The 24,558-nt window shown below is 68.6% G+C and carries 26 protein-coding genes; 9 read left to right on the forward strand and 17 right to left on the reverse strand.

Translation table 11 applies throughout. The features are described from left to right. Window positions 1–108: 108 nt before the first annotated feature. Window positions 109–741, forward strand: a complete 633-nt coding sequence (locus OX89_RS04765; RefSeq protein WP_015914143.1) for a response regulator transcription factor — start codon at window positions 109–111, stop codon at window positions 739–741. Between the two features lie 118 nt (window positions 742–859). On the opposite strand, the gene OX89_RS04770 is transcribed toward OX89_RS04765, so the two are convergent. The 4 genes from OX89_RS04770 to gpmA all read right to left on the reverse strand — a co-directional run bounded on the left by OX89_RS04770 (window position 860) and on the right by gpmA (window position 4,505). Continuing rightward, window positions 860–1,270, reverse strand: coding sequence for a response regulator (locus tag OX89_RS04770; protein ID WP_011806606.1), 411 nt, complete (start codon window positions 1,268–1,270; stop codon window positions 860–862). 108 nt (window positions 1,271–1,378) lie between these two features. Continuing rightward, window positions 1,379–2,143, reverse strand: a complete 765-nt coding sequence (locus tag OX89_RS04775; RefSeq protein WP_047349766.1) for a molybdopterin-synthase adenylyltransferase MoeB — start codon at window positions 2,141–2,143, stop codon at window positions 1,379–1,381. A gap of 67 nt (window positions 2,144–2,210) precedes the next feature. Beyond that, window positions 2,211–3,647 (reverse strand): S41 family peptidase, encoded by a 1,437-nt coding sequence (locus OX89_RS04780; protein WP_015914140.1) that lies wholly within the window; start codon window positions 3,645–3,647, stop codon window positions 2,211–2,213. Window positions 3,648–3,761: 114 nt separating this feature from the next. After that, complete coding sequence (gene gpmA, locus OX89_RS04785; protein WP_047349767.1) at window positions 3,762–4,505, reverse strand: 2,3-diphosphoglycerate-dependent phosphoglycerate mutase; 744 nt, start codon at window positions 4,503–4,505, stop codon at window positions 3,762–3,764. 73 nt (window positions 4,506–4,578) lie between these two features. Between gpmA and OX89_RS04790 the strand changes: the two genes are divergently transcribed. From OX89_RS04790 to OX89_RS04805, 4 genes are all read left to right on the forward strand, one after another. Then, entirely contained in the window at window positions 4,579–4,986 is a 408-nt protein-coding gene (locus OX89_RS04790) for a rhodanese-like domain-containing protein (protein ID WP_047349768.1), read from the forward strand. Window positions 4,987–5,036: 50 nt separating this feature from the next. Next, a complete protein-coding gene (gene grxC / locus OX89_RS04795) occupies window positions 5,037–5,294 on the forward strand; it encodes a glutaredoxin 3 (protein WP_011806601.1) in 258 nt (85 codons plus the stop codon). A 101-nt stretch (window positions 5,295–5,395) separates the two neighbouring features. Next, window positions 5,396–5,848, forward strand: a complete 453-nt coding sequence (secB, locus tag OX89_RS04800; RefSeq protein WP_011806600.1) for a protein-export chaperone SecB — start codon at window positions 5,396–5,398, stop codon at window positions 5,846–5,848. A gap of 72 nt (window positions 5,849–5,920) precedes the next feature. Then, window positions 5,921–6,913, forward strand: coding sequence for an NAD(P)H-dependent glycerol-3-phosphate dehydrogenase (locus OX89_RS04805; RefSeq protein ID WP_047349769.1), 993 nt, complete (start codon window positions 5,921–5,923; stop codon window positions 6,911–6,913). Window positions 6,914–7,223: 310 nt separating this feature from the next. On the opposite strand, the gene panC is transcribed toward OX89_RS04805, so the two are convergent. Further along, entirely contained in the window at window positions 7,224–8,093 is an 870-nt protein-coding gene (gene panC / locus OX89_RS04810; protein ID WP_011806598.1) for a pantoate--beta-alanine ligase, read from the reverse strand. A gap of 16 nt (window positions 8,094–8,109) precedes the next feature. Next, entirely contained in the window at window positions 8,110–8,991 is an 882-nt protein-coding gene (gene panB, locus OX89_RS04815) for a 3-methyl-2-oxobutanoate hydroxymethyltransferase (protein ID WP_047349770.1), read from the reverse strand. Window positions 8,992–9,056: 65 nt separating this feature from the next. On the opposite strand from panB, the gene nadC reads away from it, so the two are divergent. The 3 genes from nadC to pabB all read left to right on the forward strand — a co-directional run bounded on the left by nadC (window position 9,057) and on the right by pabB (window position 12,944). After that, a complete protein-coding gene (gene nadC, locus OX89_RS04820) occupies window positions 9,057–9,935 on the forward strand; it encodes a carboxylating nicotinate-nucleotide diphosphorylase (protein WP_047349771.1) in 879 nt (292 codons plus the stop codon). A 79-nt stretch (window positions 9,936–10,014) separates the two neighbouring features. Then, window positions 10,015–11,139: a quinolinate synthase NadA gene (gene nadA, locus OX89_RS04825; protein WP_047349885.1), complete on the forward strand. Its 1,125-nt coding sequence runs from the start codon at window positions 10,015–10,017 to the stop codon at window positions 11,137–11,139. Window positions 11,140–11,192: 53 nt separating this feature from the next. Further along, the gene (gene pabB, locus OX89_RS04830; RefSeq protein ID WP_047349772.1) at window positions 11,193–12,944 is read left to right on the forward strand and encodes an aminodeoxychorismate synthase component I; all 1,752 of its coding nucleotides are present in this window, start codon (window positions 11,193–11,195) and stop codon (window positions 12,942–12,944) included. Between the two features lie 14 nt (window positions 12,945–12,958). On the opposite strand, the gene OX89_RS04835 is transcribed toward pabB, so the two are convergent. The 11 genes from OX89_RS04835 to prpR form a co-directional block, all read right to left on the reverse strand. Further along, window positions 12,959–13,318: a 5-carboxymethyl-2-hydroxymuconate Delta-isomerase gene (locus OX89_RS04835; protein ID WP_047349773.1), complete on the reverse strand. Its 360-nt coding sequence runs from the start codon at window positions 13,316–13,318 to the stop codon at window positions 12,959–12,961. Between the two features lie 26 nt (window positions 13,319–13,344). Beyond that, on the reverse strand, window positions 13,345–13,710 hold the full coding sequence (locus OX89_RS04840) for a 6-carboxytetrahydropterin synthase (RefSeq protein WP_047349774.1): 366 nt from the start codon (window positions 13,708–13,710) through the stop codon (window positions 13,345–13,347). Between the two features lie 14 nt (window positions 13,711–13,724). Then, entirely contained in the window at window positions 13,725–14,363 is a 639-nt protein-coding gene (gene queE, locus OX89_RS04845; RefSeq protein WP_047349775.1) for a 7-carboxy-7-deazaguanine synthase, read from the reverse strand. Continuing rightward, window positions 14,360–15,562: an 8-amino-7-oxononanoate synthase gene (gene bioF, locus OX89_RS04850; protein ID WP_047349776.1), complete on the reverse strand. Its 1,203-nt coding sequence runs from the start codon at window positions 15,560–15,562 to the stop codon at window positions 14,360–14,362. Before bioF ends, queE begins: the two co-directional genes overlap by 4 nt. Continuing rightward, a complete protein-coding gene (gene bioD / locus OX89_RS04855; protein WP_047349777.1) occupies window positions 15,559–16,239 on the reverse strand; it encodes a dethiobiotin synthase in 681 nt (226 codons plus the stop codon). Before bioD ends, bioF begins: the two co-directional genes overlap by 4 nt. Beyond that, complete coding sequence (bioA, locus tag OX89_RS04860; RefSeq protein ID WP_234305509.1) at window positions 16,236–17,528, reverse strand: adenosylmethionine--8-amino-7-oxononanoate transaminase; 1,293 nt, start codon at window positions 17,526–17,528, stop codon at window positions 16,236–16,238. Before bioA ends, bioD begins: the two co-directional genes overlap by 4 nt. Window positions 17,529–17,847: 319 nt before the next feature. Continuing rightward, a complete protein-coding gene (panD, locus tag OX89_RS04865) occupies window positions 17,848–18,228 on the reverse strand; it encodes an aspartate 1-decarboxylase (protein ID WP_047349779.1) in 381 nt (126 codons plus the stop codon). 51 nt (window positions 18,229–18,279) lie between these two features. After that, window positions 18,280–19,869, reverse strand: coding sequence for an L-aspartate oxidase (gene nadB / locus OX89_RS04870; protein ID WP_047349780.1), 1,590 nt, complete (start codon window positions 19,867–19,869; stop codon window positions 18,280–18,282). 136 nt (window positions 19,870–20,005) lie between these two features. Then, entirely contained in the window at window positions 20,006–20,842 is an 837-nt protein-coding gene (locus tag OX89_RS04875; protein ID WP_047349781.1) for a ScpA family protein, read from the reverse strand. A gap of 89 nt (window positions 20,843–20,931) precedes the next feature. Next, complete coding sequence (locus OX89_RS04880) at window positions 20,932–21,135, reverse strand: DUF3460 family protein (protein ID WP_047349782.1); 204 nt, start codon at window positions 21,133–21,135, stop codon at window positions 20,932–20,934. A gap of 39 nt (window positions 21,136–21,174) precedes the next feature. Beyond that, window positions 21,175–23,184 (reverse strand): propionate catabolism operon regulatory protein PrpR, encoded by a 2,010-nt coding sequence (prpR, locus tag OX89_RS04885; protein ID WP_047349783.1) that lies wholly within the window; start codon window positions 23,182–23,184, stop codon window positions 21,175–21,177. 174 nt (window positions 23,185–23,358) lie between these two features. Between prpR and OX89_RS04890 the strand changes: the two genes are divergently transcribed. Continuing rightward, the gene (locus OX89_RS04890; RefSeq protein WP_047349886.1) at window positions 23,359–24,555 is read left to right on the forward strand and encodes a CaiB/BaiF CoA-transferase family protein; all 1,197 of its coding nucleotides are present in this window, start codon (window positions 23,359–23,361) and stop codon (window positions 24,553–24,555) included. The last annotated feature ends 3 nt before the right edge of the window (window positions 24,556–24,558 follow it).

Below are 24,558 nucleotides of genomic sequence, written 5' to 3' on the forward strand. Positions count from 1 at the left end.
ATATCATCGGCCTGCGCTGCCATGCTAGTGCAATGCAGAGCAGATGGGCAGATCTTCAGACCATACCTTACCGGGGAGCAAGGCGCTCTCCTCTTGAAAGAAGGCTCAATGATCAAGATTGGCATTGTGGATGACCATGCGATAGTCCGTGCCGGGCTGCGCCAATTTCTCTCGGAACATGTGGACCTGCGGGTCGTTGGCGAGGCAAGCAACGGCAGGGAAGCCATCGATCTGGTGCGTGTTCACGAGATCGACGTGCTGGTGATGGACCTGTCCATGCCCGGCCAGAGCGGCTTGGATGCGCTGGCCATGCTGCGCGCCAAGGCGCCCGACATGGGCATCCTGATCCTCAGCGGCTACCCGGAGGAGCACTATGCGATCAATCTGATCCGCCAGGGTGCGAGCGGCTATCTGAACAAGGAATGCGAGCCCAAGGAGATCGTGGAGGCCATCCGCACCATCGCCCTGGGGCGCCGCTACCTGACCCCGTCCGTGGCCGACCTGCTGGCCCAGCAGCTCAACCGCAAGGACGATGCGCCGCCCCACGAGCAGCTGTCGGAGCGCGAGTTCCAGGTGTTCCTCAAGCTGGCCAAGGGCGAGACGGCGGGTGACATCGCCAAGTCGCTGTCGCTGAGCGTGAAAACCGTGAGCACCTACCGCACGCGGCTCATGGAAAAGATGGGGCTGTCCTCCAACAGCGATCTGACGTACTACGCGCTCAAGAACAAGCTCATCGATTGAGTGCAGAGCGCACAAAGCACAAGGGCCAGTCACTGACTGGCCCTTGTGCTTTGTGCAAAGGTTTGAGAGTAAGGATGGGCGCGTGTCAAAGTGCAGATGGGCCCGCGCAGCGCCTCCTTCAATTGGTGGCTGCGGAGCTGGAGGCTGCCCGATGCGTGCTGTTGCTGTGTTCGATGCAATAGTCCACCAGCGCCTCGATCTCGTTGGATTTGTCAAACACGGCGTCCACCCCCAACTGCGCACAGCGCATGCGCACGTCGGGTGTTGCGTAGTTGCTCAGCACCACCATCTTCTGCGCTGAAAGGCGGTTGCGGCAGGCGGCCAACACGCCCAGCCCGCTGCCTTGGCGCAGGAACAGGTCCACGATCGCCAGGTCCCACTGGGAGGTGTGCGAGGTAAGCCACTCCTTGCCCTCGTCCTCCGTCTCGGCGATGCCGACGGCTTCCACCTCCGCCAGTTCTTCGAGCGTTCCGATCAGGTTTTCGCGGATGGTGGCGTTGTCTTCGACGATGTACGTGCGCAGTTTCACGGTACTTCCTGTTCGGCCGGGAACGAAAAATAGGGCATCGGCGCTACTGTATGAAAACAGGCTGGCGGATTCTGCCAGCAGCCGGGTGCAGTGCCCGTAGGTGCATTCCTACCCGGCTGGCGCGTGCAGGGATCCGCACACGGGGCAGGCCGGGTCGCGCTCGGTGCGCACTTCGGTCCACTGCATGTCGCGCCCGTCCAGCATCAGCAGCCGGCCTGCGAGCGAGCTTCCGACCCCCACAAGCAGCTTGAGCGCCTCGGCCGCCTGCATGGTGCCGATGATGCCGACCATGGGCGCGAACACGCCCATGGTGGCGCACTGCACCTCCTCAAAACCGGCGGTGGGCGAGAACAGGCAGGCATAGCAGGGCGTGTCATCCCGGCGGGGGTCGTACACGGAAATCTGCCCGTCGAAGCGGATGGCCGCGCCTGCCACCAGGGGCTTGCGTTGGCGTACGCACGCGGCGTTGATGGCCTGGCGCGTCTGGTAGTTGTCCGTGCAGTCGAGCACCACGTCTGCGGCGCTGACCAGCCCATCCAGCGCGGCGGCGTCCACACGCTGGCGCACGGTGCGCACTGAAACCAGGGGGTTGATGGCCTGCACGGCCTGGGCCGCGGAGTCGACCTTGGGCGTGCCGACGCGCGCCGTGGTATGGGCGATCTGGCGCTGCAGGTTCGTGAGGTCCACCACGTCGTCGTCCACCAGCGTCAGGGTCCCCACGCCTGCGGAGCCGAGAAACAGCGCGGCCGGCGAGCCCAGACCGCCGGCACCGATGACGAGTACGTGGGCTGCCAGGATGCGTTCCTGCCCCTCGATACCGATCTCGTCGAGCAGGATGTGGCGGGAATAGCGCAGCAGTTGATCGTCGTTCATGGGGTGTTGGGCGTGAAAAAGGCCGGGCTCCGCGGGAGTCCCGGCCTGGTTGCCAAGAAAGACAGCGTCAGTTGTCCTTCTTCTCTTCCTTGCGTTCCGTGAGGGTCTTGCTGGCCAGCACGGTGCGGCCCTTGAGCTGGTTGAGTGCCTGGCTGAGCTGGAAGTCCTTGTCCGAACCGTACTCGGGCAGCTTGCGCTCGGACACGGGCTTCTTGGCCTCTTCCTCGAGGCGCTTGCGGGCCTCCTCGCGCGCCTTCTCGCGGCCGGCGTCCTTCGCTTCCTCGCCCTGGCCGCTGGTCAGGTGTTTTTCCAGGTCGGCTTCGCGCATGCGCAGCGATGCGTAGATGTCGCCCTCGGCGGTCTCGTCGAGCATGACGTCTGGCACGATCCCCTTGGCCTGGATCGATTTGCCCGATGGCGTGTAGTAGCGCGCCGTCGTGAGCTTGATGCCCGTGTCGGGGCCCAGCGGCCGAACGGTTTGCACCGAACCCTTGCCGAAGGTCTGGCTGCCCATGATGGTGGCGCGCTTGTGGTCTTGCAGCGCCCCCGCGACGATCTCGCTGGCCGAAGCCGAGCCTTCGTTGACCAGCACCACCAGGGGCACGGTCTTGATGGCGGCGGGCAGGCGCTTGAGCGGGTCGCCGCTGCCGCGGCGCAGATAGAACTCGGGCGAGGCCTTGAAGGTGGCCTTGCTCTCGGCCAGCTGGCCGTTGGTGGAGACCACCGTCACGTTCTCCGGCAGGAAGGCAGCCGACACGGCCACGGCTGCATCCAGCAGGCCGCCGGGGTCGTTGCGCAGATCCAGCACCAGCCCCTTGAGGCGAGGATCCTGCTTGTAGACCTCTTCGACCTTGCGCACGAAGTCGTCCACCGTGCGCTCCTGGAACTGCGACAGGCGGATCCAGGCGTAGCCCGGCTCGATGATCTTGCCCTTGACCGATTGGGTCTTGATCTCCTCGCGCGTGATCGTGACGGGAAAGCTGCGGCTCTCGTCGCGGCGCAGGATGGTCAGCGTCACCTGGGTGTTCGGCTCGCCGCGCATGCGCTTGACCGCGTCGTTGAGGGACAGGCCCTTCACGGCCGTATCGTCGATTTTCGTGATGAGGTCGTTGGTCTTGAGCCCCGCGCGGTCGGCGGGGGAGCCCTCGATGGGGGAGACGATCTTGATCAGGCCGTCTTCCTGGGTGATCTCGATGCCCACGCCCACGAAGCGGCCGGTGGTGCCTTCGCGGAATTCCTTGAACGACTTCTTGTCGAAGTACTGCGAATGCGGGTCGAGGCTGGCGACCATGCCACCGATGGCATCGGTGATGAGCTTGCGGTCATCGACCGGCTCTACATAGTCGGTCTTGATCAGGCCGAACACGGCCGAGAGCTGCTGGATTTCCTCCAGCGGCAGCGGGGTCATGGCGCCGCGTGCCACGGTCTGCAGCGAGACGGTCGTGAGCGCTCCGGCCACCACGCCCACCGATATCCATCCAGCAATTTTGAGTTTGTGGCCCATAGAACACCTCTACCGATTCAATATACACCTTGGAAGGGCTGCGGCCTGGGCAGTTCCTTCAGGATCTGCCTATTTTTCAAGCAAGACCGCGCTACGCTTTCCAGAAGCGGCGGCTCAGGCCTTGCCCTGCGCGGCCACGGCGGCGGCGGCCTTGGCGGCGGCCTCGGCGTCGCCCAGGTAGTAGCTGCGCAGGGGCTTGAGTTCCGCGTCCAGCTCGTACACCAGCGGAATGCCGTTGGGAATGTTCAGGCCCACGATGTCTTGGTCGGAGATGCCGTCCAGGTACTTGACCAGCGCGCGGATGGAGTTGCCGTGCGCTGCGATCAGCACACGCTTGCCCGAGCGGATCGTTGGCGCGATGGCTTCGTTCCAGTAGGGCAGCACGCGCGCCACCGTGTCCTTGAGGCACTCGGTCAGCGGCACCTGCTCGGGCGCCAGGCCCGCGTAGCGGATGTCGCCGCGCTCGCAGCGCGGGTCGGTCGTTTCCAGGGCCGGCGGGGGGGTGTCGTAGCTGCGGCGCCACACCAGCACTTGCGCGTCGCCATACTGCTTGGCCATGTCGGCCTTGTTCAGGCCCTGCAGAGCGCCGTAGTGGCGCTCGTTCAGGCGCCAGCTGTGCTCCACGGGCAGCCAGGTGCGGTCCATCTCGTCCAGGCAGTGCCACAGCGTGCGCGTGGCGCGCTTGAGCACACTGGTGTAGGCCAGGTCAAACTCGTAGCCCTCGGCCTTGAGCAGGCGGCCGGCATTCTTGGCCTGCTCGATGCCCGTGGGGGTCAGATCCACATCGGTCCAGCCGGTGAAGCGGTTTTCCAGATTCCACGTGGATTCGCCGTGGCGGATCAGAACGAGTTTGTGCATGGTGTCCCTTGGGGCTTCAGGTCAAAAACCCGACATTCTAGAATTGCGCGGTTTGCATACCCCAAGGAACCCCGTGAATTTCGTTCTCGACAATTGGTATTTGATCTTCCTCGCGCTGGCCTCGGGCGTCATGCTGTTGCTGCCGGCCCTCAAGGGGGCCGGGGCCGGTACCCTGGGCACGGCGCAGGCCGTACAGCTCATCAACCGTGAGAAGGCGGTGGTGATCGACGTGTGCGAGCCTGAGGAGTTCGCCGCGGGCCACGTGGGTGGCGCCAAGAACATCCCGTTGGGGCAGTTGCAGGAGCGCCTGCCGCAGGTGGCCAAGAACAAGGCCGTGCCCATCATCCTCGTCTGTGCCAAGGGCGCGCGCGCCTCGCGGGCTGCAGGCATCGCCAAGGGCCTGGGCTACGAGAAGGCGCAGGCGCTGGCCGGCGGCCTGGCCGCTTGGCGCGAGGCCAACCTGCCGGTTGAAAAGGCCTGAGGCGCCCGCATCTACCAGCATTGTTCGTTACGCAGAAAGGTCGCCGTCCCATGCAAGCCGTGAAGATGTACACCACCGCCGTGTGCCCCTACTGCATCCGCGCCAAGCAGTTGCTGAAGCTGAAGGGTGTGGAGCAGATCGAGGAAATCCGCGTGGACACCGACCCCGCCGCGCGCCAGCACATGATGGAGATCACCGGCCGGCGCACCGTGCCGCAGATCTTCATTGGTGACACCCACGTCGGTGGACACGACGACCTCGTGGCCCTGGACAGCCGTGGCGGCCTGGTGCCGCTGCTGGGCGCCTGAGCCTTTGCCGCCATTGGCGCGTTGCATAATGCGCCCCATGTTGCCCGCTGCGGGAGCCTCTCCCGGGCGGGCTTTGTTTTGACCGAAAGACCGAGACCACCATGGCCGAAGAAACCCCCGTGTTCCAGATTCAGCGCGTGTACCTGAAGGACCTGTCGCTGGAGCAGCCCAATTCGCCCGCGATCCTGCTGGAGCAGGAGCAGCCCAGCGTGGACATCCAGCTGGGGGTCGAGGCCACACCCGTGGTCGAAGGCATCTTTGAAGTGGCCGTGACCGCCACCGTGCAGACCAAGATCAAGGACAAGACTGTGTTCCTGGTGGAGGCCAAGCAGGCCGGCATCTTCGAGATCCGCAACGTGCCCGAGGACCAGATGGGCGCCATCATCGGCATTGCCTGCCCCCAGATCATCTACCCCTACCTGCGCGGCAACGTGGCCGACACCGTGACGCGTGCGGGCTTTCCGCCCGTGCACCTGGCCGAGATCAACTTCCAGGCCATGTACGAGCAGCAACAGGCCGCAGCCGCCGAGGCTGCCACCAGCACGGCCCAGTAAACGGCTTCTTGGTCGTAACGGGTGTTAGAGCTGTTTCAGACTCTAGCGCCCGCCTGATAAGCGCGAGTAGCTATGAAAATAGTAGTCCTTGGCGCGGGCGCCTGGGGCACTGCCCTGGCCATGAGCGCGGCTGCGCACGCAGCCTGCCATGAGGTGACGCTGTGGGCCCGTGACGCACAGCAGGCGCAGGCCATGCAGGCGAAGCGGCAGAACCAGCGCTACCTGCCCGGCCTTGCGTTCCCGCCCGGCCTGCACGTGGCGTCGGGTGACATGGGCGCGCTGGCCGCGGACGCCGACCTCGTCGTCGTCGGCACGCCCATGGCGGCGCTGCGCGGCATGCTGGAACGGCTGGACGGCTGCGCGGCGCCCATCGCGTGGCTGTGCAAGGGCTTCGAGGCCGGCACGGGGCTGATGGCGCATGAAGTGTGCGCGCAGGTCGCACCGCGGCTGCACAGTGGTGTGTTCAGCGGCCCCAGCTTCGCCCAGGAGGTCGCCACCGCCCAGCCCACGGCCATGGTGGCCGCCAGCCCCCGTGCCACGGTGCGCGATGCGCTGGTGCTGGCCTTCCACGGGCCCGCATTGCGCGTATACGCCAGCGAGGACATCGTAGGCGTGGAAGTCGGCGGTGCGGTCAAGAACGTATTGGCGATTGCCACCGGCCTGTGCGACGGGCTGCAACTGGGGCTGAATGCGCGTGCGGCATTGATTACCCGCGGTTTGGCGGAAATGACCCGCTTAGGCCTTGCCCTGGGCGCGCGGCCCGAGACCTTCATGGGCCTGTCGGGCCTGGGGGATCTGGTGTTGACTGCTACGGGCGACCTGTCGCGCAACCGCCGTGTGGGGTTGTTGCTGGCCGAGGGGCGGACCTTGGCACAGGCGGTGGAGTCGCTGGGCCATGTGGCTGAGGGGGTGTACAGCGCCCGCACCGTGGTACAGCGCGCGCGCGCGGTGGGCGTTGAGATGCCTATTGCGGAGTGTGTCGTGGCGCTGCTCGACGGTGAACTGCGCGCTGCCGAGGCGGTGGCCCGGCTCATGGAGCGCGAGCCTACCGTCGAGCGCCATTGATGCGCACACATCTCCCGTGAACAGCAAAAAGCGGCCCGCAGGCCGCTTTTTGTCGTGCGCGGTTCAGGGTGCGTGGGTCACACGACACCGAACAGCATCAGCAGCAAAACGATACTCAGCGGGACACCCAGAAGCCAAAGAATGATCGGCATGTACGCCTCCTATAGGGATGGTTGAAACATGCCTTCACCTTAGCGATGGGCCAGACGCCCCGATGTCCGTCCAGGCTGCCACGCCGCGTAGGTCATCGCGGTCCTGTGCTTGTGCGAGTGCGCCTACGCCTACGCACGGACTGCCGCCGCGCGCGGTCTCAGAACTCCAGGTTGTCGATCAGCCGCGTGCTGCCCAGGCGTGCCGCGCCCAGCGCCACCAGCGTACCGGCGGCTGCGCCTGCAGCGGGGGGCTGAAGATCGTGGCGCTGGCGCACGGTGAGGTAGTCGGGCGCCCAACCTTGCTGCGCCAGGGTCTGCAGGGCCTGTTGTTCCAGGGCGGCCAGCGGGGGGGCGCCGGGTGCCTGCGCCGCCTGGGCCAGCGCGCGCAGCGCCGCGGACAGTTGCACGGCCTGGACGCGCTCGGCGGTGCTCAGGTAGCCGTTGCGTGAGCTCAGGGCCAACCCATCGTCGGCGCGGGCCGTCTCGCCTGCCACCACCTCTACGGGCAGCGCGAACTGCTGCACCATGCGGCGGATCACCATGAGCTGCTGGTAGTCCTTCTTGCCGAACACGGCCGTGCCGCCGCCGCTGGCGAAGAACACTGCGGAAAACAGCTTCATGACCACGGTGCACACGCCCGTGAAGAAGCCTGGGCGGAAATGCCCTTCCAGGATGTCGGCCAGTTGCGGGTCGGGCTGCAGCTTGAAGGTCTGGGGCTCGGGGTAGAGATCGCTCTCGCGCGGCGCGAAGACGATGTCGCAGCCCGCGGCCTCCAGCTTGGCGCAATCGGCCTCCCAGGTGCGGGGGTAGCTGTCGAAGTCCTCGTGCGGGAGGAATTGCAGGCGGTTCACAAAAATGCTGGCGACCAGCACGTCGCCCAGCGGCCGGGCCTGGCGCACCAGGGCGATGTGGCCGTCGTGCAGATTGCCCATGGTGGGCACGAAGGCGGGGCGCTTGCCGGGGCGGCCTGCGCCGGGATGCGCGGCGATGGCGGCGCGCAGTTCGGGAATGGTGCGGACGGTGATCATGGGTGAAGGTGTTTGGTCAGTTCCAGGCGTGCAGTGCGTCGTCGGGAAAGCGCCCTTGCTTGACGGCCTGCACATAAGCCTCGATGGCGCCGCGCACGCTGCCCGCATCCCGCATGAAGTCGTGCACGAACTTCGGGTTCTTGCCCAGGTTGATGCCCAGCATGTCGTGCATCACCAGCACCTGGCCGGCCGTGCCGCTGCCCGCGCCGATGCCGATGGTGTGGCAGCGTGGCAGGGCCTGCGTGAGGTCGCGTGCCAGGGGAGTCGGCACCATCTCCAGCACCAGCATGGCGGCGCCGGCGTCCTGCAGCTCCAGTGCCTGGCGGCGCAGCTGCTGGGCGGCCTGGTCGCCCTTGCCCTGCACACGGTAGCCGCCCAGGGCGTGCACCGTCTGCGGGGTGAGGCCCAGGTGCGCGCACACGGGCACGCCGCGCTCCACAAGGAACTGCACCGTGGGCGCGGTCCAGCCGCCGCCTTCGAGCTTGACCATGTGGGCGCCCGCCTGCATGAGCTGGCAGGCACTGCGCAGCGCTTGCTCGCGGCTCTCGGCATAGCTGCCGTAGGGCAGGTCGGCGATCAGCCAGGCCGTGCCCTGTACGCGGTGCAGGCCGCGTGCCACGCTGGCCGTGTGGTAGGCCATGTGCTCCAGCGTCACGCCCACGGTGCTGGGCAGGCCCTGGCAGACCATGCCCAGCGAATCGCCCACCAGGATGCACTCCACACCCGCCGCATCGGCCACGGCTGCGAAGGTGGCGTCGTAGGCGGTGAGCATGGTGATCTTCTCGCCCGTCTCGCGCATCTGCGCCAGGCGGGGCAGGCTCACGGGGCGTCTCTGGGGCAGCGGCGACGCGGGCGGCAGCGTGCCATAGGGCGTGCCGGCGGTGGGGGAGTCGGTCATGGCGCTTGGGATCCGTCGGGTTGCAAAAGTGCGGCGAGTCTATGCGATGCGGCTATGCTTGCCCCATGACGACGAGAGACTTGTTTGGCGCCGACGCACTCGCGGCGCTGGCCCGTGCCGATGTGGACCGCGCCCTGCAGGAAGACGTGGGCAGCGGCGACCTGACGGCCGGCCTGATCGACCCCGCGCGCCGCGTGCGTGCGCGCATCCTGGCGCGCGAAGCCGCCGTGATCTGCGGCGCTCCTTGGGTCGAGGCTGCGCTGCGTGCGCTGGACCCCGGTGTGACGCTGACCTGGCATGTGGCCGAGGGCGCGCGCTGCGCTACCGACCAGGTGGTATTGGAGATTGAAGGCCAGGCGCGCGCGCTGCTGAGCGCCGAGCGCACGGCGCTCAACTTCCTGCAGCTGCTGTCGGCCGTAGCCACCAAGACGCGCACCTATGTGGATGCCGTGGCCGGCACCCGCGCCCACATCGTGGACACGCGCAAGACACTGCCGGGCCTGCGCCTGGCGCAGAAGTACGCCGTGCGCACAGGCGGTGGCACCAACCATCGCATCGGCCTGCACGATGCCGTGCTCATCAAGGAAAACCACATCGCTGCCGCCGGCGGCGTGACGGCGGTGCTGCGGGCCGCCCAGGCGGTGGCTGCGCAGGCTGCATTCATCGAGATCGAGGTGGAAACGCTGGCGCAGCTGCAGGAGGCGCTCGATGCGGGCGCGACGATGGTGCTGCTGGACAACATGCCGCTGGCACAACTGCGCGAGGCCGTGCGCATCAACGCGGCGCATGCGGGCGGGGGCGCCATCCTGGAGATCTCGGGCGGCGTCACGCTGGAAGGCCTGCGTGCGCTGGCCGAGACGGGCGTGGACCGCATCTCCATCGGCACGCTGACCAAGGATGTGAAGGCCACGGATTTCTCCATGCGCCTGCAGGAATTGGCCTGACACGGCGTAGCGTCTTCCAAGGCGCGACAATCGATTCCCCCTCGTGAAGCCGTCGCGTCCCGGCGGCGAGAGCATTGCCATGAATACGACCGCCATCAAGGACGTCGAGTACGAACAGCCCCTCGCGGGCGCGGACGGCGCCACCTGCTCCACCAAGCACGCCTGGGCGCGTGTGCCGCCCGAATTATCGCCCGCCGAGCGTGCGGCGCTCAAGGACAAGATCCGCCGCCTGCTGAAAGAGAAGAACGCGGTGATGGTGTCGCACTACTACGTGCACCCGGACCTGCAGGATCTGGCCGAGGAAACCGGCGGCATCGTCAGCGATTCGCTGGAGATGGCGCGCTTTGGCCGCGACCACGCGGCGCAGACACTGGTGGTGAGCGGCGTGCGCTTCATGGGCGAGACGGCCAAGATCCTCAGCCCCGAGAAGACCGTGCTCATGCCCGACCTGGACGCGACCTGCTCGCTGGACCTGGGCTGCCCCATCGACGAGTTCAGCGCTTTCTGCGACCAGCACCCCGACCGCACGGTGGTGGTCTACGCCAACACCAGCGCCGCCGTGAAGGCGCGTGCCGACTGGCTGGTCACGTCCAGCTGCGCGCTGGACATCGTGCGTGCGCTCAAGGATGCGGGCCAACGAATCCTGTGGGCCCCCGACCGCCACCTGGGCGCCTACATCGAGCGCGAAACGGGCGCCGACATGGTGTTCTGGAACGGTGCATGCATCGTGCACGACGAGTTCAAGGCGCTGGAGTTGGAGTTGCTCAAGAAGGAACACCCGCAAGCCAAGGTGCTCGTGCACCCCGAGAGCCCGCCCGAGGTCGTGGCCCTGGCCGACGCCGTGGGTTCGACGTCCGCCATCCTCCAGGCTGCGCGTGAAATGGACGCGCGCGAGTTCATCGTCGCCACCGACAACGGCATGATGCACAAGCTGCGCAGGCTCAACCCCGGCAAGACCTTCCACGAGGCCCCCACCGCCGGCAACAGCGCCACCTGCAAGAGCTGCGCGCATTGCCCCTGGATGGCCATGAACGGACTGGCCGACGTGGCGCGCGTGCTGGAGACCGGCGCCAACGCCATCCATGTGGACCCCGCGCTGATCCCGCGCGCGCGCCAACCCATCGACCGCATGCTGGCCTTCACCGCGGCGCTCAAGAGCGGACAGCCCGCGGGTGCGCTGGTGCCGCATTTCGGGGCGGCATAGCGCTTTTGTTTTGATAGCTGCTGGCGCTTGATGGATAAGCGCTGGAGGCCGATTTGACACTCACTGCCCTGATCGACTTCGCCGACCCGCGCGAGAGCGCCGGGCCGCGTTTGCGCCATGCCTTCGGTGCGCCGCGTGCCACGCTCGTGGCCCAGGCCCCGCACGAGGTGCGCGGCGTACTCGACGCCGTGGAGGCCGCCGCGCGCGCGGGCGCCTGGGTGGTAGGCCAGCTGCGCTACGAGGCCGCGCCCGCGTTCGACGCGGCCCTGCGCACGCACGAGGCCGATGGCCCGCTGGCCTGGTTCGCGGTGTTCGATGCGCCGCGGCCCTGGGACGGCGGCCTGGAGCCCGGCGAGGCCCGGGTGCAGTGGCGGGACGGGATCGCGCGGCCCGCGTTCGATGCGGCCATTGCGCGCATCCGCGACGCCATTGGCGCGGGCGAGTGCTACCAGGTCAACTTCACGGCGCCGCTCACGGGCGCCTGGCAGGGCGAGGCGCGGGCCCTGTTCGCGGCGCTGCGCCGCGCGCAGCCGGGTGGCTACGGTGCCTTCCTCGACATGGGCGCGGAGCAGACGCTCTCCGTCTCGCCCGAGCTGTTCTTCGACTGGCGCGGCGGCAGCCTGCTCGCGCGGCCCATGAAGGGCACGGCCCCGCGCGGCGCCACTCCCGCAGAGGACGAGGCCCTGGCCGCGCAACTGCGCGCCAGTCCCAAGGAGAGGGCCGAGAACGTGATGATCGTGGACCTGCTGCGCAACGACCTCTCGCGCGTGGCCGAGCCGCACAGCGTGCGCGTGCCGCGCCTGTTCCATACCGAGCAGCTGCCCACCGTGTGGCAGATGACGTCCGACGTGGTGGCGCGCACGCGCGCGGGCACGCGCCTGGCCGACGTGTTCGGCGCGCTGTTCCCCTGCGGCTCGGTCACCGGCGCGCCCAAGGTGCGTGCCATGCAGCTCATCCAGGAGCTCGAGGCCGCGCCGCGCGGCGTGTACTGCGGCGCCGTGGGCGTGGTACGGCCCGACGGCGCGGGGGGCGTGGCCGCCACCTTCAACGTGCCCATCCGCACCGTGGCGCTGCGCGGAGCGCAGGCCGTATGCGGCATCGGCAGCGGCATCACCTGGGGATCGGAGGCCGGGGCCGAATGGCGCGAGTGGGGCGCCAAGCGCGCCTTCGTGGAGCGCGCGAGCGAGCCATTCGAGCTGCTCGAAACCTTGGCGCTCGACGCGGGAGCGCTGCGCCACCGTGCCGAGCATCTGGCGCGCATGGCGGCCGGGGCCGCGCATTTCGGCGTACCGTGGGATGCGGCGCGCGTGCAGGCCTGCCTCGATGCCCTGTGCGCCGCCCACCCCGAGGGGCTGTGGCGCGTGCGTCTGCTGCTCGATGCGCAGGGCGCGCCGCGTGCCGAGGCCTTTGTGCTGCAACCCACGGCCGAGCCCGTGGTGCTGACGCTGGCCGCGCAGCCCTTCCTGCACGCGCACAGCGAATTCGCGCGCCACAAGACCACGCGCCGCGCGCACTACGCGGCCTTTGCGCCGCCGCAGGGCGTTTTCGACACCGTGCTGTGGAACGAGGCGGGGGAGATCACCGAGTCCACCTTCGGCAACATCGCCGCGTTGCTGGACGGCCGCTGGATCACGCCGCCGCTCGCCTGCGGCCTGCTGCCCGGCGTAGGGCGCGCCGTGGCGTTGCGCGAAGGCCGCGTGCAGGAGGGCCTGCTGCGCGTGCAGGACCTGCCGCGCGTACAGGCCTGGGCCTTCGTCAACAGCCTGCGCGGTTGGCTGGCGGCACGGCTGGATGGATCGGTCTAGCTTGAAGAGGCGGTTTAGAGCCGTTCTTTCACATAGCTCGGCCGGTCCATGTCCACGATCTCCACGCTGAGTTGCACCAGCACGCCCGCGGGGCGGGGCGTGAGGCGGCGCAGCACGCCGGCCACGCGTTCCGAGAGGTCTTTCTTGGCCTCGGGTGTGCGGCCTGACAGCAGGCGCAGCTGCGCATGCACAAAGGCGCGGTGGGCCGGCGCGGTGCCCACTTCGAACTGCGGCACCGCCGTGATGCGGCTTTTGAGGTCGGCCTCGTCGGCCAGCTCGGGGCTGGCGCAGACGGCGGCGTTGAGCTCGGTCAGCGCCTGGGCTTCGGGGAAGCCGGCAAGGTTGCGGGAGTATTCGACGATCAGGTGGGGCATGTCGGGTCTCTGGTGGGTGAAAAATTTCAGGACAGCTCGAGCGTACAGCCATCGCCGAGCGCGTCGCGCCACACGCGCACGCGGCTGGGTGGGGGCTGCATGTCGGACAGGGCTTCGGCGATGAAGCGGCAGAGGTTTTCGAGCGTGGGCGCGCCCAGGCCCGGCACCTCGTCGAGCAGGTGGTGGTCGAGCCTCTCGCGTAGCACCGCCAGGCGTTGGCGCAGGTAGCCCAGGTCTTGCACCATGCCGGTGGCGGGGTCGAGCGGCCCCGTGAGCGAGACCTCGGCGTGGTAGGTGTGGCCGTGGATGCGGCGGCTGCCCTCGGCCTCGATCTCGCGGCGCAGGGTGTGGGCCGCGTCGAAGAAGATGCGCTGGTGGACGGTGAACTGCATGGTGTTTGAGGGGGTCAGCGGATGCCGGTGAGCTTGTGGGTCTGCAGGCTCAGGCGCCACGCGGGGCGCTGCATGCAGAGATCGATGCACAGCGCGATGTGGGCCGCCTGGTTGGGGCCGTCCATGGGCTGCAGGAAGCGGTGGCTGAAATGGCCTGCGGTTTCGAGCGCGTCAAGATCCAGGCCGCGCTGGGGCCAGACCAGCTTGAGCTCTTGGCCCTCGCGTTGCACCCACTCGGCACCCGCCTTGGGGCTGATGCACAGCCAGTCGATGCCGGGCGGCGCGGCGATGGTGCCGTTGCTCTCGACAGCGATGCGAAAGCCCTCGGCATGCAGTGCGTCGATGAGCGGCGCATCCACCTGCAGCAGCGGCTCGCCGCCCGTGAGCACCACCAGGCGGTGCGCGCGGTCTTGCGCGGGCCACTGCGCGGCGATGGTGCGCGCCAGCGTGCTTGCGTCGGCAAACTTGCCACCCAGCGTGCCGTCGGTGCCCACGAAGTCGGTGTCGCAGAAGCGGCAGATGGCGCTTGCGCGGTCTTGCTCGCGGCCGCTCCAGAGGTTGCAGCCCGCGAAGCGGCAGAACACGGCGGGCATGCCGGCCTGGCCGCCCTCGCCCTGCAAGGTGTAGAAGATTTCCTTGACGCTGTAGCTCATGCCGTCCTCCCTGCGCGCGGCGCCAGTTCGGCAAGCGCGTGCAGCAAGCGTGCCACATCGGCCTGGGTGTGGGCGGCCGACAGCGCGATGCGCAGCCGCGCCGTGCCCTCGGGCACGGTGGGCGGTCGAATGGCGGGCACCCACAGGCCGCGCGCGCGCAGGCCCTCCATCACGGCCAGGGCTTCGTCGTTGGGGCCTATCACCAGGGCCTGCACGGCCGTGCGCGACTCGCCCAGCTGCCAGTGCGTGCCCTGCAGTAGCGGCGCCAGGCCGACGCGCAGCTGTGCAATGCGCGCGGCCAGGTGCTCGCGGCGCCAGCCCTCGGCGGCAATCACGCGCAGGCTGGCCTGCAGTGCGCGCGCCAGTAGCGCGGGCGCGGCGGTGGCAAAGATGTAGCTGCGTGTTTTTTGCACCAGCCACTCGATGAGCGCGTCGGGCCCCGCAACGAAGGCCCCCGCCACGCCCGCGGCCTTGCCCAGCGTGGCCATGTACAGCATGCGCGGCGAGGCTGCTGCGCCGGTCAGGCCCGCCTCGGCCAGCGTGCCGCGCCCTTCGGGGCCCAGCACGCCGAAGCCGTGGGCGTCGTCGATCAGCAGCAGCGCATCGTGCCGCTCGCACAGCGCCAGCAGCGCGCGCACGTCGGCCACGTCGCCGTCCATGCTGAATACGGCGTCGGTGATCACCAGCTTGCGCCGCGCGGGGCTGGCCGCCAGCAGGCGGCCCAGCGCGGCCAGGTCGGCATGCGGGTAGCGGTGCACCGTGGCACGCGACAGGCGGGCGCCGTCGATCAGGCAGGCGTGGTTGAGCTCGTCAGAAAACAGCGCGTCGCCCGCGCCCACCAGCGCGGGCACGATGCCCACATTGGCCGCAAACCCCGCGTAGAAGTACAGCGCGCGCGGCAGTTGCACGAAGCGCGCCAGGTCTTCTTCAAGCGCGGCATTGGCCTGGCTGTGGCCGCTGACCAGCGGCGAGCCGCCCGAGCCCACGCCAAACTCGCGCGTGGCCGCGCAGGCGGCCTCGGCCAGCGCCCGGTGGCTGGCCAGGCCCAGGTAGTCGTTGCTGCAAAACGCCAGCATGGGGGCGCCGTCCACCAGCAGGTGGGCGCCTTGCGCGGGCACCACGGCGCGGCGGCGCCGACGCAGGTGGGCGGCGTCCAGCGCTGCGATGCGTGCGGGGAACTCATCGATCCAGGAGGTCATGTCCAGTCAGGGGGCAAGTGGTAGAGCGCGGCAAGGGCGCGTGCGTCGGGCTGGGGCTGGTGCGGCAGCTCGGCCAGCAGCGGCGCGCCCAGGTACTGGCGCAGCCAGGCGATGTTGTCGTCGGGCGCCAGCATGTGCGGATCCACCCGGTTGGCAACCCAGCCCGCCAGCGTCAGGCCGCGCGCGCGAATCGCTTCGGCGGTGAGCGCGGCATGGTTCAGGCAGCCCAGGCGCAGGCCCACCACCAGCACCACGGGCAGGCCCAGGGCCTGGGCCAGGTCGGCGCCGGTCTCGGTGTCGGACAGCGGCACGAGAAAGCCGCCCGCGCCCTCGACCACCACGGCGTCGGCCAGCCCGGTCAGTTGCTGGTAGCTGTGCATGATGCCCGGGATGCTGATGCGCACCCCGGCGCGCGCGGCCGCGATGTGCGGCGACAGCGGGTCGGGCAGCAGCACGGGGTTGTCCAGCGCGGGCGGCACGGCCACGGTGGAGGCGGCGCGCAGGGCGATGGCGTCTTCGTTGGCCAGCTGGCCGCCGTGCAGATCGGCGCCCGCGGCCACGGGCTTCATGCCCACCACGCGTGGGTGATGGCGCGCCAGCGCGTGCAGCAGCGCGGCAGACGCCAGGCTTTTGCCCACGCCTGTGTCGGTGCCGGTGACGAATAAACCCCAAGTCATGGCAGATGCTCCTGGGCCGGGGTGCTGGCCCCGGTTTCCTCGGCCAGCGTGGCGTTCAGCGCGGCCAGTGCGTTGACGGCCAGGTGCTGCACGGCCTCGTCGTCCAGCACGTAGGGCGGCATGGCATACAGCGTGGTGCCAATGGGCCGCAGCAGCAGGCCGCGCGCCATGGCGTGGCGGTGGTAGCGGCGGGCGAAGTCGGGCAGGGTGGTGTGCACGTCCCAGGCCCAGATCATTCCCTGGCGGCGCGCATGGCGCACGCGCGGGTGCTGCGCCAGCGGCACGCAGGCCGCGTCGATGGCTCGCGCCAGATGCACGTTGCGCGCCAGCGCATCGGTCTGCTCGAACAGCTCCAGCGTGGCCAGCGCAGCGCGGCAGGCCAGCGGGTTGCCGGTGTACGAGTGCGAGTGCAAAAAGCCGCGCGCCACGTCGTCGTCGTAGAAGGCGGCGTAGATGTCATGCGTGGTCAGCACCGCCGACAGCGCCAGCGTGCCACCCGTCAGCCCTTTGGACAGACAAATGAAGTCCGGCCGTATGCCCGCCTGCTGGTGCGCAAACATGCTGCCCGTGCGGCCAAAGCCCACGGCGATCTCGTCGGCCACCAGGTGCACCTCGTAGCGGTCGCACAGCGCGCGCGCCTGGCGCAGGTATTCGGCGTCGTGCATGGCCATGCCGGCCGCGCACTGCACCAGCGGCTCCAGGATCAGCGCGGCGGTGGTGGCGTGGTGCTCGGCCAGCCAGGCCTCGAGCGCGGCGGCGGCGCGTAGGGCTACTTCACGCGCCGATTCGCCAGGCTGCGCGGCCCGCGCATCGGGGCTGGGCGCGGTGGCGGCCAGGCGCACCAGCGGCGCGTAGGCCGTGCGGAACAGGGCAATGTCGGTCACGGCCAGCGCGCCCACGGTTTCGCCGTGGTAGCCGCCGGCCAGCCCCACGAAGCGGCTCTTGTCCGGGCGGCCCTGGTTGCGCCAGTAGTGCGCGCTCATCTTGAGGGCGATCTCGGTGGCGCTGGCGCCGTCGCTGCCATAAAACGCATGGCCCAGGCCCGTGAGGGCGGCCAGGCGCTCGGACAGCTCCACCACCGGCGCGTGCGTGAAGCCTGCCAGCATCACATGGTCAAGCCGCGCCAGCTGGTCGGCCAGTGCCGCCTGGATGTGCGGGTGGCCGTGGCCGAACAGATTGACCCACCAGGAGCTGATGCCGTCCAGATAGCGCCGGCCGTCGCTGCCATACAGCCAAGGCCCCTGGGCGCGCGCGATGGGCACGGGCGGCTCGGCCTCGTGGCGCTTCATCTGCGTGCAGGGGTGCCAGACGCTGGCCAGGCTGCGCGCGGCGAGGGTGTCGGTGGTTTGGGTGGTGGCCTGCACGGCGGTAACCCTAGAAACGGCAGTTGGGCGCGCTTGCCAGCGCCGTGATCGACGTGGCAGGCAAGGCGCGACGACGCGGCGGGCTCATGCCCGCAAGAAGGAGCAACGCCGCATGGCGCGGCGAGCGCGGTGCTGGCGAGTGCGTAGCGCGCTCACCACGCAGGTGAGTCGTGCCGAAGCGGCAAAAGTCAATACACATGCGGCTTTCCTGATGGTGGCAAGCGGTCAACTGCCGTTTCTAGGGTCAGAGCGCCTGCGTGGGGACGTGGTGGCGCAGCTCGGTCTGGCGGTTTTTGTCATCGACAAACACCAGTTGCGGCTGATGCGCGGCGACATGGTCTTCGTGCACCTGGGCAAACGCGGCAATGATGAGCAGGTCGCCCACGGCGGCGCGGCGCGCGGCCGAGCCGTTCACCGAGATCATGCCGCTGCCGCGCTGGCCCTTGATGGCGTAGGTGACGAAGCGCTCGCCGTTGTCGATGTTCCAGATGTGGATCTGCTCGTTCTCGGCGATGTTGGCCGCGTCGAGCAGGTCTTCGTCGATGGCGCAGGAGCCTTCGTAGTGCAGCTCGCAATGGGTGGCGGCCACGCGGTGGATCTTGGACTTGAGCAGGGTGCGGAACATGGGGGCAAATCTCCTTGAACGTGAAAAACGTGGGGGCGGTGGCGCGGCGTTCTATCGCACCGGCGGCACCAGGATGGTGGGGGCGGCCGGGGCGGCCATGCCCGGCCAGTCGCGGCTGAAGTGCAGGCCGCGGCTTTCATGGCGCATTTGCGCGCTGCGCACGATCAGGTCGGCCACCTGCACCAGGTTGCGCAGCTCCAGCAGGTCGCGCGAGATGTGGAAGTGCGCATAAAACTCGTGAATCTCATCCTGCAGCAGCGCAATGCGGTGCGCCGCGCGCTCCAGGCGTTTGTTGGTGCGCACGATGCCCACGTAGTCCCACATGAAGCGGCGCAGTTCGTCCCAGTTGTGGGAGATGACCACCGACTCATCGGCGTCCTGCACGCGGCTGTCGTCCCAGCGCGGCAGCGCCGGAATCTGCGCGCGGGGTGCGGCCGCGATGGCCTGCGCCGCCGCGCGGGCAAACACCATGCATTCGAGCAGCGAGTTGCTGGCCAGGCGGTTGGCGCCGTGCAGGCCGGTGCAGGCCACCTCGCCCACGGCGTGCAGGCCGGGCAGGTCGGTGCGGCCGGACAGGTCGGTCAGCACGCCGCCGCAGGTGAAGTGCGCCGTGGGCACCACGGGAATGGGCTGGCGCGTGATGTCGATGCCCAGGCGGGCGCAATGCGCCAGGATGTTGGGGAAGTGCTCGTGCAAAAAGGCCGGGCTTTGGTGCGAGATGTCCAGGTGCACACAGTCCAGGCCGTGCTTTTTCATCTCGAAGTCGATGGCGCGCGCCACCACGTCGCGCGGGGCCAGCTCGGCGCGCGCATCGTGCTGGGGCATGAAGCGCGTGCCCCCGGCCGATGGCGGCAGCAGCAGCCGCCCGCCCTCGCCGCGCACGGCCTCGCTGATCAGGAAGGACTTTTCGTGCGGGTGGTACAGCCCCGTGGGGTGGAACTGGATGAACTCCATGTTGCCCACCCGGCAGCCCGCGCGCCATGCCGCGGCAATGCCGTCGCCCGTGGCGGTGTCGGGGTTGGTGGTGTACAGGTACACCTTGCCCGCGCCGCCGGTGGCCAAAATGGTGTGCGGCGCGCAAAAGGTCAGCACCTGGTCGGTGGCCTCGTCCAGCGCGTACAACCCCAGGCAGCGCGTCTGGCCAGGCAGGCCTAGCTTGGCGCTGGTGATCAGGTCCACCAGCGTGTGGTGCTCAAATACCGTGATGCCGGGCGTGGCGCGTACCACGTCGATCAGCGTTTTTTGCACGGCGGCGCCCGTGGCGTCGGTGGCGTGCACGATGCGCCGCGCGCTGTGGCCGCCTTCGCGCGTCAGGTGCAGCGCGCCGCCTTCCTGCGAAAAAGGCACGCCCAGGCCCTGCAGCCAGCGAATGGCGGCGGGCGCGCTTTCCACCACGAAGCGCGTGGTGGCCAGGTCGCACAGGCCGGCGCCGGCTTCCAGGGTGTCTTCGATGTGCGCGGCAAAGCTGTCGTCGTCGGCCAGCACGGCGGCAATGCCGCCCTGGGCCCAGCCGCTGGAGCCGTCTTGCAGCTGGCGCTTGGTGATCACGGCCACGCGGTGCGTGGGCGCCAGGTGCAGCGCGGCAGACAGGCCCGCCAGGCCGCTGCCTACGATGAGAACGTCGAAGTCATGGGATGCCATAGAAGGTATCAGTTGCCGTTGAGACGGGCGCTGCGCCATGCCAGGGCCACCGTGGAACTGGCTTCGCCAGGCCGCCGGTGGCGTCCCCCTCCCGCGCAGCGAGAGAGGGGGAAGCGGCGCAGCCGCTCAGGGGGTGTCATACGGGTGTATAGGCCAGGCGCACGTAAATCGGTGCGAACGCCTCGGCCTGGGTGATTTCGATCAGGGTTTCCTTGGCCAGCTCCAGCAGGGCGATGAAGGTCACCACCAGCACGGTGCTGCCTTTTTCGGGCTGGAACAGGTCTTCAAACGGGGCAAAGCGCCGGCCCTGCAGCGCCTTGAGCACATGGCTCATGTATTCGCGCACCGACAGCTCCTCGCGCGTGATCTTGTGGTGCTGCACCAGCTTGGCGCGTCTGAGGATGTCGCGCCAGGCCTGCTGCAGGTCGGCCAGGTGCACGTCCGGAAAGCGCGGCTGCAGGCTTTGCTCGATGTACACGTTGGCACGCACAAAGTCGCGCCCGTACTGCGGCAGCTGGCCCAGCTGCAGCGCGGCCAGCTTGATCTGCTCGTACTCCAGCAGGCGGCGCACCAGCTCGGCGCGGGGGTCCTCGGGCTCGGCGCTGCCTTCTTGCTTGCGCGGCGGCAGCAGCATGCGCGACTTGATCTCGATGAGCATGGCGGCCATCAGCAAATACTCGGCCGCCAGCTCCAGGTTGCGGCTGCGGATCTCATCCACATAGCCCAGGTACTGGCGCGTGACGTCCAGCATGGGGATGTCCAGGATGTTGAAGTTCTGCTTGCGGATCAGGTACAGCAGCAGGTCCAGCGGGCCCTCGAAGGCCTCCAGGAAAACCTCCAGCGCATCGGGCGGGATGTACAGGTCTTGCGGCAGCGCAAACAGCGGCTCGCCGTACAGGCGCGCCAAGGCCACCTGGTCCACCACCTGGGGCATGCCGTCCTCGGCGGTCGGGGCTGTGCGGGCGCCTGCCATGTGCAAAATTGCTATCTAATCAATAGCTGCCAGCGCTTGCTCTGCGGGGCTGGCAGCATATTTGGCCTATAACGTGGTTTGTCGCGTGCTCAGCCCCGCGTCTGATAGACGTAGGGTTGCTGGGGCACGCGTGCCGCGTTGTATTGCTGCCAGGCTTCGTGGTCCACCTGCTTGTCCCACAGCAGGGCGCGGCCGGCTTGCTGCTGTGCGTCCAGCTCGGGCTTTTGCGCCTTCAGCTGCTTGATGAACTGGGTGGTGTCGGACTCGTAGTCCGGGCGGCGGAAGAAGGACATGGTTCTGGTGGGCGGGTGTTCTTATGGCAACCGGGTATTTTAGCCGCCGGGCGTGAAATCCTCCGCTTCCTGCATGGCGCGCAGCCAGCGCCACAGGGTGGCGCGGCTGACTCCCAGAAGGAGCGCGGCTTCGGCGCGGCGGCCGTTCGATCGCCGCAGCGCCTCGCGCACGCGCTCAGCCGGCGTGCTGCGGGGCGCCAGGGGTGGAGGGCGGGCGGCCGAAGCGTGGGGCAGGGCGAGGGCGGCAACGGGCACGTTCGCCGCCGCCGGCGTGGAGTCGTGCGCATACAGCTCTGGGCAGTCACGCCGCAGCAATTGATAGGGGATGCCGTGGTGGGCGTCGTATTGGGACAGGAAGACGGCGATGCGTTCGGCGAGGTTCTCCAGTTCACGCACGTTGCCAGGCCAGCTGTAGGCCGTCAGGCGCGGCAGCAGCGGGGCCAGTGCTTGGGAGGCGTCGATTTGCGATCCCAGGCGTGACAGGCAGCGCTCGACAAGAGGCGTTGCCAGGGCGGGAATATCTTCGGGCCGCGCACGCAGCGGTGGCAGCGCTAGGCGCAGGGTGTTCAGTCGGTAGTACAGGTCCTGGCGAAAGCGCTGCTGCGCGATCAGCTCGGGCAGCGGCTGGTGCGTAGCGGCTATCACGCGGATGTCGATGGGGATAGGTGCGGTGCCGCCCAGGCGCATGATTTCGCGCTCCTGCAGCACGCGCAGCAGGCGCGTTTGCAGCGGCAGCGGCATGTCTCCGATCTCGTCCAGGAACAGGGTGCCGGTGTGCGCCGCCTCGAACAGGCCGCGCTTGCCGCCGCGGCGCGAGCCGGTGAATGCGCCCTCGTCGTAGCCGAACAGCTCGCTCTCCAGCAGAGATTCGGGGAAGGACGCGCAGTTCACCGCCACGAAGGGCCGGCCCGCGCGCGGGCTCTCGTTGTGCATGGCCTGGGCAAACACCTCCTTGCCCACGCCGCTCTCGCCCGTGACCAGCACGTTCAGGTCGGTGCGCGCAAACCGCCGCGCGCTGGCTACGGCCTCGTGCAGCGCCGGGCTGTCGCCCTGCAGGCTGGCGAAGTTGTGGCGCGCCGCGTGCTGCTGGCGGCGCTGCAGCATGCGCAGGCTGGTGTCGGCCGCTTCGATGGTGCGCGCGTCGTACAGGGTGAGGGCGGCGCCCACGATCTCGCCGTGCTCGCGGATCGCCGTGCGGTGTGCCACCCAGTCGCGCTGTGCCAGGCGCGTGGCCACGGCGCGATCTTCCTGCCCAGTCTCCAGCGTGGCGCGCAGCGACAGCGCAGGCTCCAGCGCCTCCAGCGTCTGGCCTTCCAGCCGCCGGCCGGCCGCTCCCAGCAACTGCTGCATGGGCGGATTGACAGCGATGATGCGGCCGCGCTGGTCCACCGCTACCACGGCCTCCTGCAGGTTGTGCAGCACGCTCTGCAACTGCTCGTAGCGCCCCGCCTCCAGGCGTGCCAGGCGCGCCAGTTCCAGCGCGTCGTCGAAGCCCTTGCGGATGCTGGCCAGCGAATAGGCCAGCAGGCCATGCAGGCCGGCCTCCTGCGCCAGTTCCACCACCAGGCTGGACCCCACGATCACCTGGTAGCCCGCGCGCCGCAGCGCCTCGAAGCGCTGGCGCGCGTCGTCGGGCGTCTGGTAGGCGTGCTGGCTGATCTCGATGTTCAGCAGGTCCTTCACCGCGTCCAGCTCGGGAATGGTGTGGCCGTACATCACCACGCCCACGCGGTCGGCGACGCGCCGCGCCTTGATCAGCGCCTGCAGCAGGTCGAAGCCCGTGAGCTGGATGGTCGCCACCGGCGCATGCAGCCCAGCGCGCAGGATGCTGGCGTTGGAGCCCGCACTCACGAACACGTCCACCACGCCGCGCTCCAGCCGGTCCTGCGCGATGGTGAGCGCGCCGCTGAAGGTGCCGTCCACCACCTCGACGATGGCGCGTCCCGCGTATTCGGCCACCACGGGCACGGCGAACTCGCGGATCTGCCGGTAGCTCAGGAAGCACAGCCGCGGCAGGCCGGGCGGGTAGTTGGTGGGGGCGTTCAGCATGGTGGTGCAACAGTTGCGTGCAACGAATGATACGCCTTGCTGATGTTCCATGAAACGTTTTTGTGCAACGTCGTTGGCACCGAACCATTACGAATCAATGACTTGTACGCGCCTGGCGGGCTGGCACGCCCTATGCAATACCGGGGCAAGCTACGCAACAAAGGAGACATTGTCTTGGCGCTCGAACACATCACCGTGCTGGATCTCACCCACATGCTGTCCGGCCCTTATGGCACCATGCTGCTCGCCGACCTCGGCGCGCGCACCATCAAGGTCGAACCCCCGGGCGCCGGCGAAGGCACGCGCCGCCTGCTGGAGAACGACCCCGCCTATTCGCGCAACGGCATGGGCGCGTACTACCTCACGCTCAACCGCAACAAGGAAAGCGTCTGCGTCGACCTCAAGAGTTCTGCGGGCCGTGAAGTCTTCCTGGACCTGGTGCGCCAGGCCGACGTGGTGTTCGACAACTTCAGCGTGGGCGTGACCCAGCGCCTGGGCGTCGACTACGCCGCGCTGTCGCAGGTCAACCCGCGCATCGTTACCTGCTCGGTCACCGGCTTCGGCCAGACCGGCCCGCAGACCCAGCGCCCCGCCTTCGACCAGGTGGTGCAGGCCATGGGCGGCGGCATGTCGATCACCGGCACGCCCGAGACTGGCCCCATGCGCAGCGGCATTCCCATCGGCGACCTGGGCGGCGGTATGTTCGGCGCCATGGGCGTGCTGGCCGCGCTCGTCGAGCGCGACCACACCGGCCGCGGCCAGCACGTGGACATCTCCATGCTGGACGCGCAGATCTCGCTGCTGAACTACATGGCTACCATGTACTTCATGTCGGGCGAGGTGCCGGCCGGCATCGGCAATGGCCACTTCGTGCACGTGCCCTACAACAGCTACCCCACGGCCGACGGCCACATCATCATCGCCTGCATCGGCGACGCGTTCTTCGAGCGTTTCGTCGAATGCATCGACCTGCCCGCGCTGCGCAAGCCCGAGTACAAGCAGCAGCCCGTGCGCTTCGCCGCCAAGGCCGAGATCGATGCCCTGGTGGCCGAGGTGCTGCGCAAGCAGCCGACCGAATACTGGCTGGAGCAGCTGCGTGCCGCGCGCATCCCCTGCGGCCCGGTGAACAACTTCGCCCGGGCGCTGAGCGACCCGCAGGTGCTGGCGCGCGACATGGTGGTCGAAGTGCCCCTGGCCGACGGCGAACGCCTGCGCATGCCCGGCAACCCGGTCAAGCTGTCGGCCGCCGCCGCGCGCGGCTACACGCCGCCGCCGCGCCTGGGCGAGCAGACCGCCGCGGTGCTGGGCGGCTGGCTGGGCTATTCGGACGAACGCCTCGAAGCCCTGCGCCGCGACGGCGCGGTGGCCTGATCG

It is taken from the genome of Diaphorobacter sp. J5-51, assembly GCF_001023515.1.
Lineage (GTDB): Bacteria > Pseudomonadota > Gammaproteobacteria > Burkholderiales > Burkholderiaceae_C > Diaphorobacter > Diaphorobacter nitroreducens.

Bases quoted from the DNA above. Each gene is read 5' to 3' on its own strand.
- grxC (WP_011806601.1), top strand. From the start codon at position 5,037: ATGCAAGCCGTGAAGATGTACACCACCGCCGTGTGCCCCTACTGCATC.
- OX89_RS04880 (WP_047349782.1), bottom strand. From the start codon at position 21,135: ATGTCCTTCTTCCGCCGCCCGGACTACGAGTCCGACACCACCCAGTTC.
- OX89_RS04875 (WP_047349781.1), bottom strand. From the start codon at position 20,842: ATGGCAGGCGCCCGCACAGCCCCGACCGCCGAGGACGGCATGCCCCAG.
- OX89_RS04775 (WP_047349766.1), bottom strand. From the start codon at position 2,143: ATGAACGACGATCAACTGCTGCGCTATTCCCGCCACATCCTGCTCGAC.
- panB (WP_047349770.1), bottom strand. From the start codon at position 8,991: ATGACCGACTCCCCCACCGCCGGCACGCCCTATGGCACGCTGCCGCCC.
- bioF (WP_047349776.1), bottom strand. From the start codon at position 15,562: ATGACCTCCTGGATCGATGAGTTCCCCGCACGCATCGCAGCGCTGGAC.
- queE (WP_047349775.1), bottom strand. From the start codon at position 14,363: ATGAGCTACAGCGTCAAGGAAATCTTCTACACCTTGCAGGGCGAGGGC.
- secB (WP_011806600.1), top strand. From the start codon at position 5,396: ATGGCCGAAGAAACCCCCGTGTTCCAGATTCAGCGCGTGTACCTGAAG.
- bioD (WP_047349777.1), bottom strand. From the start codon at position 16,239: ATGACTTGGGGTTTATTCGTCACCGGCACCGACACAGGCGTGGGCAAA.
- nadB (WP_047349780.1), bottom strand. From the start codon at position 19,869: ATGGCATCCCATGACTTCGACGTTCTCATCGTAGGCAGCGGCCTGGCG.
- nadC (WP_047349771.1), top strand. From the start codon at position 9,057: ATGACGACGAGAGACTTGTTTGGCGCCGACGCACTCGCGGCGCTGGCC.
- prpR (WP_047349783.1), bottom strand. From the start codon at position 23,184: ATGCTGAACGCCCCCACCAACTACCCGCCCGGCCTGCCGCGGCTGTGC.
- OX89_RS04765 (WP_015914143.1), top strand. From the start codon at position 109: ATGATCAAGATTGGCATTGTGGATGACCATGCGATAGTCCGTGCCGGG.
- OX89_RS04780 (WP_015914140.1), bottom strand. From the start codon at position 3,647: ATGGGCCACAAACTCAAAATTGCTGGATGGATATCGGTGGGCGTGGTG.
- nadA (WP_047349885.1), top strand. From the start codon at position 10,015: ATGAATACGACCGCCATCAAGGACGTCGAGTACGAACAGCCCCTCGCG.
- OX89_RS04805 (WP_047349769.1), top strand. From the start codon at position 5,921: ATGAAAATAGTAGTCCTTGGCGCGGGCGCCTGGGGCACTGCCCTGGCC.
- OX89_RS04840 (WP_047349774.1), bottom strand. From the start codon at position 13,710: ATGCAGTTCACCGTCCACCAGCGCATCTTCTTCGACGCGGCCCACACC.
- OX89_RS04835 (WP_047349773.1), bottom strand. From the start codon at position 13,318: ATGCCCCACCTGATCGTCGAATACTCCCGCAACCTTGCCGGCTTCCCC.
- panC (WP_011806598.1), bottom strand. From the start codon at position 8,093: ATGATCACCGTCCGCACCATTCCCGAACTGCGCGCCGCCATCGCCGCG.
- bioA (WP_234305509.1), bottom strand. From the start codon at position 17,528: ATGAAGCGCCACGAGGCCGAGCCGCCCGTGCCCATCGCGCGCGCCCAG.
- panD (WP_047349779.1), bottom strand. From the start codon at position 18,228: ATGTTCCGCACCCTGCTCAAGTCCAAGATCCACCGCGTGGCCGCCACC.
- gpmA (WP_047349767.1), bottom strand. From the start codon at position 4,505: ATGCACAAACTCGTTCTGATCCGCCACGGCGAATCCACGTGGAATCTG.